General features: G+C 30.4%; 7 protein-coding genes. All 7 read left to right on the forward strand.

What is annotated here, in order from left to right; genetic code table 11:
* The coding region (locus C8D73_RS11070) for a sugar transferase (protein WP_146739230.1) at positions 1-393 on the forward strand (393 nt) is incomplete at its 5' end.
* Between the two features lie 2 nt (positions 394-395).
* The gene (locus C8D73_RS11075) at positions 396-1220 is read left to right on the forward strand and encodes a glycosyltransferase (protein ID WP_113078234.1); all 825 of its coding nucleotides are present in this window, start codon (positions 396-398) and stop codon (positions 1218-1220) included.
* Complete coding sequence (locus tag C8D73_RS11080) at positions 1221-2078, forward strand: glycosyltransferase family 2 protein (RefSeq protein WP_113078235.1); 858 nt, start codon at positions 1221-1223, stop codon at positions 2076-2078. It abuts the gene before it with no gap.
* Positions 2079-2112: 34 nt separating this feature from the next.
* Entirely contained in the window at positions 2113-3279 is a 1167-nt protein-coding gene (locus C8D73_RS11085) for a CDP-glycerol glycerophosphotransferase family protein (RefSeq protein ID WP_170123217.1), read from the forward strand.
* 71 nt (positions 3280-3350) lie between these two features.
* Positions 3351-4331 (forward strand): glycosyltransferase family 2 protein, encoded by a 981-nt coding sequence (locus C8D73_RS11090; RefSeq protein ID WP_113078237.1) that lies wholly within the window; start codon positions 3351-3353, stop codon positions 4329-4331.
* 20 nt (positions 4332-4351) lie between these two features.
* Positions 4352-5236, forward strand: coding sequence for a beta-1,6-N-acetylglucosaminyltransferase (locus tag C8D73_RS11095; protein ID WP_113078238.1), 885 nt, complete (start codon positions 4352-4354; stop codon positions 5234-5236).
* A gap of 204 nt (positions 5237-5440) precedes the next feature.
* Entirely contained in the window at positions 5441-6859 is a 1419-nt protein-coding gene (locus C8D73_RS11100; RefSeq protein ID WP_146739231.1) for a lipopolysaccharide biosynthesis protein, read from the forward strand.
* The last annotated feature ends 468 nt before the right edge of the window (positions 6860-7327 follow it).

The raw sequence follows: 7327 nt of genomic DNA on the forward strand, positions 1-7327 counted from the left end.
GCGGAAGCCAAATGCGGGCCGGTACTGGCTGCGGAAGGGGACCCAAGGATCACAAAATTCGGCAGATTTATGAGGGCTACCAGACTTGATGAGCTACCGCAGCTGTTCAATGTGCTGAAAGGCGAAATGAGCATCGTCGGCCCCAGGCCGGAACGACCATTCTTCGTCAAGCAGTTTATTGCCCAAAAACTTGAATATGACTATCGCCACAACGTAAAACCAGGCATCACGGGCCTGGCACAGATAGCAGGTAAATACAACACCAGTGCCTATGACAAGATGATATACGACTTGCTGTATATACAGGACGTCAGCGTCAAAACAGACCTGATGATCATGCTGCAGACATTCAAAGTTCTGCTGACAAAAAGCAGTACCGAAGGAGTTAAATAAAAGTGGAATTTTCCGTGTTGATGTCGGTTTACTATAAAGAAAACCCGGAATACCTGAAGCGAGCATTAGACAGTATACTAAACCAAACTATAACTGCAGATGAAATTGTATTGATTAAAGACGGACCATTAACTAAAGAATTAGATGATGCGATTGCTAATTACGAAGAAAAGTACATTGCAATATTAAGAGTTTTATCCTTAGAAAATAACGTTGGGTTGGGTGAAGCTCTTAATTATGGTGTAAGGCATTGCAAATATGATTTGATAGCAAGGATGGATACTGATGATATAGCTCTGCCAACAAGATTTGAATTACAAATGAAGGAGTTTATTGAAAACAAGGAACTTGCATTATGTGGTGGGCAGATAGCAGAATTTGAAAATGATCCTCAGATTATTAGTGGTTACAGAAAGGTTCCTTTAACACAAGCAGCAATATTAAAATTTGCTAAAAAGCGTAATCCTTTTAATCATGTGACGGTAATGTTTAGAAAACAAGCTATTTTAGAAAGTGGCAACTATCAGGATATGCCGTATTTTGAAGATTACTGGCTATGGGTACGTATGTTGCAAAAAGGGTATATAGTAAAAAATATAGCGAATATATTAGTAAATGTATGTGCTGGTGAAAAAATGCTTAGTAGAAGACATGGGAAAGTATATTTGAATTTTATTTATAAATTTTGTGCCAATATGTACAAGATAAAATTTTGCAGTCTAACTAATATCGCTTTTATATTTTGCATAAGGGGAATTTTATCAGTGACACCAAGAAAAATTTTAGAACAAACGTATAAATATTTTTGTAGAAGGAGTAGTTTATAGATGAGTAACATTACTATAATTATAAAGACTTTTCAACGACTAAAAAGTCTAGAGTGTTTATTAAAATCTATAGAAGACCAAAAATTGAACAATATTCCTATCATAATATTAGACGACAGTAGAGAAAATTATAAAGATGCAATATTGGAAAAATTTTCAAAACTAAATATAAATTACATAGTTACTGAATTTGATATAGGTTTATCAAAGGGAAGAAATATACTGCTTGAACATGTAAAAACTGATTATATTATATTATGTGATGATGATTTTGAATTTGATAGTCGTACTAATATAAGTAAGGGATTATTACTTCTAAAAGAATATAATTTGGATATTTTGGGTGGATCAGTTTATGAAAGAGTAGAATTAAACAGTATATTTAGTGTTTTGCATTTATTGAAACATCCTAAATATTTTATTGATTTACTAAATGGTAAAGAAACTAATAAAGTATATAATGGATTTATTGAAATAACTTCGCATAAAGTTCTGGTTAAAAGTGAGAGCAACGGTAACCTTTTTTTAGAAAAAGATATTTATCAATGTGATTTTGTAAATAACTTTTTTATAGCTAAAACTGATAGTATAAAAAAGTTAAATGGATGGCAACCTGAATATATAAAACTTGCTGAACATATGTTGTTTTTTATTCGATGTAAACAACATTTCCTATCAGTTGCTTATACTCATCATTTGGGCGTAAAACATCATCCTTATAAAAGTTTAGAATATAGCAAATATAGATTAAGAGCTTTATGGATGCGTGAATTAGCATTTAAATTTCTGAATTTGAATATTTTTGAACATTATGATATGAATAAAAACTTATTATATAAATACGAAAGCAAGGAATAAATGTGAATTTAAAAAAATCATCAAAAATAATACTTTGATAAAATGGATCATAATAATTTTAGGCTATTTATATTTTGGATTTTTACATATTATTTGTAGTTTTTGTAAGATTAAAAATAATAAAATTGTAGTTTGTAGTTTTTATGGAAAGGGATATAGTGATAATCCGAAATATATTGTAGAAGAATTATTAAATAGAAATTTAAATGTGGACATTGTGTGGTTATTAGATAATCCATCAATGTATATATTGCCTAATAAGATCAGAAAAATCAGAATTTTTTCAATTAAATCCGTTTATGAATTATTAACAGCTAAAGTTTGGATTGATAATTGCAGAAAATATTTTTTTTATAATATATTTAAGCCAAATGGTACTATTTATATTCAAACTTGGCATGGGGGAATTGGGCTAAAAAGAGCAGAAAAAGAAGTTGAAAATCATCTTGCTAAGAGCTATATATATTCGGCTAAACATGATTCTAAAATGATTGACTATTTTTTATCAGGCAGTAAATTACAATCTAAAGATATAAAAGAAAATTTTTGGTATAAAGGGAAAATTGAAGAGTTCGGGTTGCCACGTAATGATCAGTTGATAAATAAACAAAATTGGTTAAAAGAAAAAGTGTATAGTTTCTATAAGTTAAATTCTTATACTAAGATATGCTTAATTGCACCGACATTTAGAAAAGGGAATGTTCAAGCTGGATTTGTAGATTTTGGTAGTTTGAAGAAGACTTTAAAAGAAAAATTTGATGGAGAATGGATCATATTTTTAAGATTGCATCCTAATATTAGAGACACAGAGATAGAGTTACCAGATTATGTAGTGAATGCAAGTTTTTATGAAGATAGCCAAGAACTTTTGTGTGCTGCAGATATTTTAATTACAGATTATTCATCAATTATGTTTGATATGATGTTATGCAATAAGCCAGTATTTATTTATGCTGATGATATTAATGAATATCGCAAAGACAGAAATTTTAAATTTCGGTTTGAAGAGTTGCCGTTTGTATGTGCAGAAAGTAATGAGGAACTTATCAAAAATATAGAAAGGTTTAATCGAGAAATTTATTTGCAAAACTTGTCTAAATTTAGAAGAAAAGTAGTACTGTATGAAAATGGTAATGCTTCCGATAAAATTGTGACTAAAATATCAGAAATAATAAATGAAAAAATATCGCCAATGGAATAGAAAGATGTTATTAAAGTATTAAGATGTTAATTATTCCAGTAGGAAATTTGGCTGCAAAAGGCGTGAAATAAATGGATGATTTGATAAGCGTAATAGTGCCGGTTTATAATGCAGAATTTTATTTGAGGCAGTGTATTGATTCAATAATAAAACAAACATATACAAATTTAGAAATAGTTTTAGTTAATGATGGCAGTACAGATAACAGCGGTAAAATTTGTGATGAATATAAAGAAATTGATAGCAGGATTAAAGTGATACATAAAATGAATGGTGGGTTAAGTTCTGCAAGAAACGCTGGCCTGGACGTTTGCATATCTGGGGGGGACTATATTGCGTTTGTAGATAGCGACGACTGGATAGAATCCGATATGTTTGAAAAACTGTATAATGAGATAAAGAGAGTCAACGGTGATATTGTAGTTTGTGGCTACTACATCGATAAACAAGATCAGACCTACATTAGGAAGCTTGAGAAGGGAATTTTTGTTGGTAATGATAATGTTTTAAAGAAGTGTTTTTATAATAAGAATTTCCCAAATGCAGTATGGTGTAAACTATATAATAAAAATATTTTTAATGAAGTAAGATTTCCTGAAGGTAAGTTGTATGAAGATATGCTGATTATATTAGATGTGCTAGAAAAGACTTCGGTTGTATCGATAATTCCTGAAGCGTTTTATCATTATAGTCAACGATTAAATAGTATTATGAATGAGAAAACATATCATAAAAGTTTTGAAAAAATTTTGGCCTGTGAGAATATTTTAGAAAAAGTAAAAGTGAGAAAGCCTGATTTAATGAATTTGGCATATAGTCAGTTATATAAGCATTATATGTATTTTTTAGATGATATTATTTTTGGTAGAATTAACGTTCCTACAAATGGTGTCACTTCAGAAATGATAAAAAAGTATTTTCAAAAAAATATATTAGAAATATTAAAGAATCTAAATGTAAAATCAAAAAATAAATTAATGTATATTATAATTTCTTTAAATTTAACATTTTATAAAATGTTTGTAGAATTTGTAGAAAAAGTAAGAAAATAAAATTTATAAAAGGTGTGTATATGAAAAAACATGCATATTTAATAATTGCACATAATGATTTTGAGATATTGGAGAATTTGATTATTCTTTTAGATGATATGCGAAATGATATTTATATACATATAGATGTTAAAGTAAAAAAATTTGATTTTGAATATTTTAGAAGTTTAGTAAAAAAATCTAGAATCGAGATATTTAAAAAGATAAATGTTTTGTGGGGGGGTACTACTCAAATAGATGTAGAGTTGTTTTTGTTAGAACATGCTAGTAAAAACCAATATGATTATTATCATTTACTATCGGGCGTTGATCTTCCTTTGAAATCACAGGATTATATTCATCAATTTTTTGATAAAAATAATGGGAAAGAATTCATAAATTTTGATGAATGTGTTAGAAATATTGTGATTGAAAAAAGAGTAAAATATTATTATTTTTTTGTTGGCGGTTATAGATCTCAAAATTTATTTTATAGATATTTTACAAAAATATTTAATAGGATAAGCCGTACAGTACAAAATATTTTAGGAATAAGTAAAATAGATGAAGGGTCCGTTTATAGAAAAGGTAGTCAATGGTTTAGTATAACACATAGTTTAGCAAAGTATGTGTTAGATCAAAGAGAAAATATAAAAAGAAATTATCGTTATAGCTTTTGTTGTGACGAAGTTTTTCTTCAGACAATCGTATATAATTCTCCTTTTTTTGCAATGGTAAAAAGAATAGATGAAAAATATAATAATGCTTTACGTTATATTGATTGGGAACATGGAAATCCTTATGTGTTCAAAAGTAGTGATTTTAATAATCTGATAAAATCGAAAGCATTATTTGCAAGAAAATTTAATGTAGAGAATATAGATGTTGTTAAGAAAATTACTCAACACATACTAAATGAATTATGAGCTATATGTTCACATGAACGTATTTAATGCTAAATATTATTCATTGATAATATTTGGAAAGCGAGATAAAAGTTAGTTGAATTTTATATTAATGGTTGAATTATGAGAATCAAGCAATCTGGAAAAAACATAAAATATTCTACAATATCTTATGTTATAAAATTAAGTTTACAATTTATTGTACGGTTATTTTTTATAAGAACATTGCCCATAGAATATTTAGGTATCAACGGTTTATTTACCAATTTGCTGGCTATGTTATCGTTGGCAGAGTTAGGCGTTGGGTCAGCCATTGTCTATAGTTTGTATAAGCCGCTGGCTGAAAAAGACACAGAAACAGTTAAAGCTTTGATGCGATTATTCCAAAAGACGTATAGTGGCATTGGTATTTTTATTATTATTGCCGGTATTTGTGTGCTACCATGGCTGGATTGGTTTATCAAAGGGAATGCTGTTACTGATATTCATTGGTTCTATGTAATTTTTTTACTGAATACCGGCGTCAGTTATTTTTATTCCTATAAACGCAATTTACTGATTGCTGACCAAAAGCAGTATATTAATAGTATTTATCAAAGCGGCGGGCAGATTGTGCTGGCGGTATTACAAATTATTGCTTTGCTTGTGTATCCCAGCTATTGGCTGTATATTGTTTTGATTCTGCTGGTAACGATTTGTGAAAATTTTGCAGTGGCTAAAAAAGCTGATCAGGTTTACCCTTTTTTGCAGGATAAAGAAGTAAAAAAATTGGATAGCGACATTAAGAATACTATTGTTAAAAATGTTAAGGCTATGATCGCGCATAAAATAGGTGGCATGGCAGTCTTTTCAACCTCTAATCTGATTTTATCCAAATTCGTTGGCCTAGCGGCTGTTGGCTTATACAGTAATTATTATCTGGTCATCAGCGCAGTCAACAGTTTTGCCGGCCAGTTTTTTGCTTCGGTAACTGCAAGTATCGGTAATCTTATTGTTTTGGAAACTGTTGAAAAAAAAGTAAAAATTTTTAAGGTTATAGAATTTATAGTTGCATGGCAGGCGATGATTGTCAGCTGTGGTTTTTATGTATTTTTCAATCAACTTATCGAGCTCTGGCTGGGGAAACGGTTTTTATTTGAGGAACCAATAGTAAATTGGCTTATCATTAATTTTTTTTTGATGTATATGCGTAAAGCAGTATTGGCTTTTCGTGATGCCAGCGGCCTGTATTGGAACGACCGTTATAAGCCGTTAGCAGAATCAGTAATCAATTTGATTGCTTCTGTGTGTCTTACTATTCATTACGGTGTTATCGGAGTTATCTGGGGCGGGATTATCAGTACATTACTGACTTGTTTCTGGGTAGAACCGTATGTTTTATTTAGGAACAGTATCGAGATCAAACTGAAAGACTATTTTAAGGATTATTTCAAATATGCTGCTGTGACTTTGCTGACATCTGTTGTCAGTAAGTGGCTGTATACTAAGTTATTCACCGAGGTTACTATCATTAACTTTGTGCTTGGTGTGGTCTTGTGTTTGGTTGTTACTAATGCGGTGTGGGTTCTGGTTTTTCGAAAGCGAGAGGAAATGGTTTATCTGCGCAATATTGCCAGGGATAAGTTTGGCATGAAATTTTTGTAGTTTTACATGAAAATTTTGAATTTTATTTTCACTGTTGGTATGTAGTACAACAGATTGCTTTTAAGATAGCTGCTAGTTGATTAGTGCTGAACTATTGCTGACAGGGACAGAAAGTAACGACAGGGATTAAAAATAAATGTGCGATTTTCAACAAAGCTTTTAACAAAGCCGCTGTGTGTTAAAACGCTTGATACAGGCTGGGAATGGAATTTGTCAGGGAAAGTAGTACATGGTAATCAACAAAGGTTATACATAGTGAGTACAAAGCCGTTGCAAAGGCTTTACACCTAATAAGAAAGATAAGAAGTATAAAAAGGAAAAGAAGGTTATTAAAAACCCATTTTTCTAAATTTATAATAAAGGAAGACATACGATGTATATCAAACGCCATTTGGAGACGACAATTGAAAAACTGAGCGGTTGTTGTAAGGTACTTCTGGTTACTGGGCCGCGTCAGGTAGGAAAGAC

This window comes from Phascolarctobacterium faecium DSM 14760 (assembly GCF_003269275.1).
Lineage (GTDB): Bacteria > Bacillota > Negativicutes > Acidaminococcales > Acidaminococcaceae > Phascolarctobacterium > Phascolarctobacterium faecium.

Bases quoted from the DNA above. Each gene is read 5' to 3' on its own strand.
- C8D73_RS11080 (WP_113078235.1), top strand. From the start codon at position 1,221: ATGAGTAACATTACTATAATTATAAAGACTTTTCAACGACTAAAAAGT.
- C8D73_RS11090 (WP_113078237.1), top strand. From the start codon at position 3,351: ATGGATGATTTGATAAGCGTAATAGTGCCGGTTTATAATGCAGAATTT.
- C8D73_RS11095 (WP_113078238.1), top strand. From the start codon at position 4,352: ATGAAAAAACATGCATATTTAATAATTGCACATAATGATTTTGAGATA.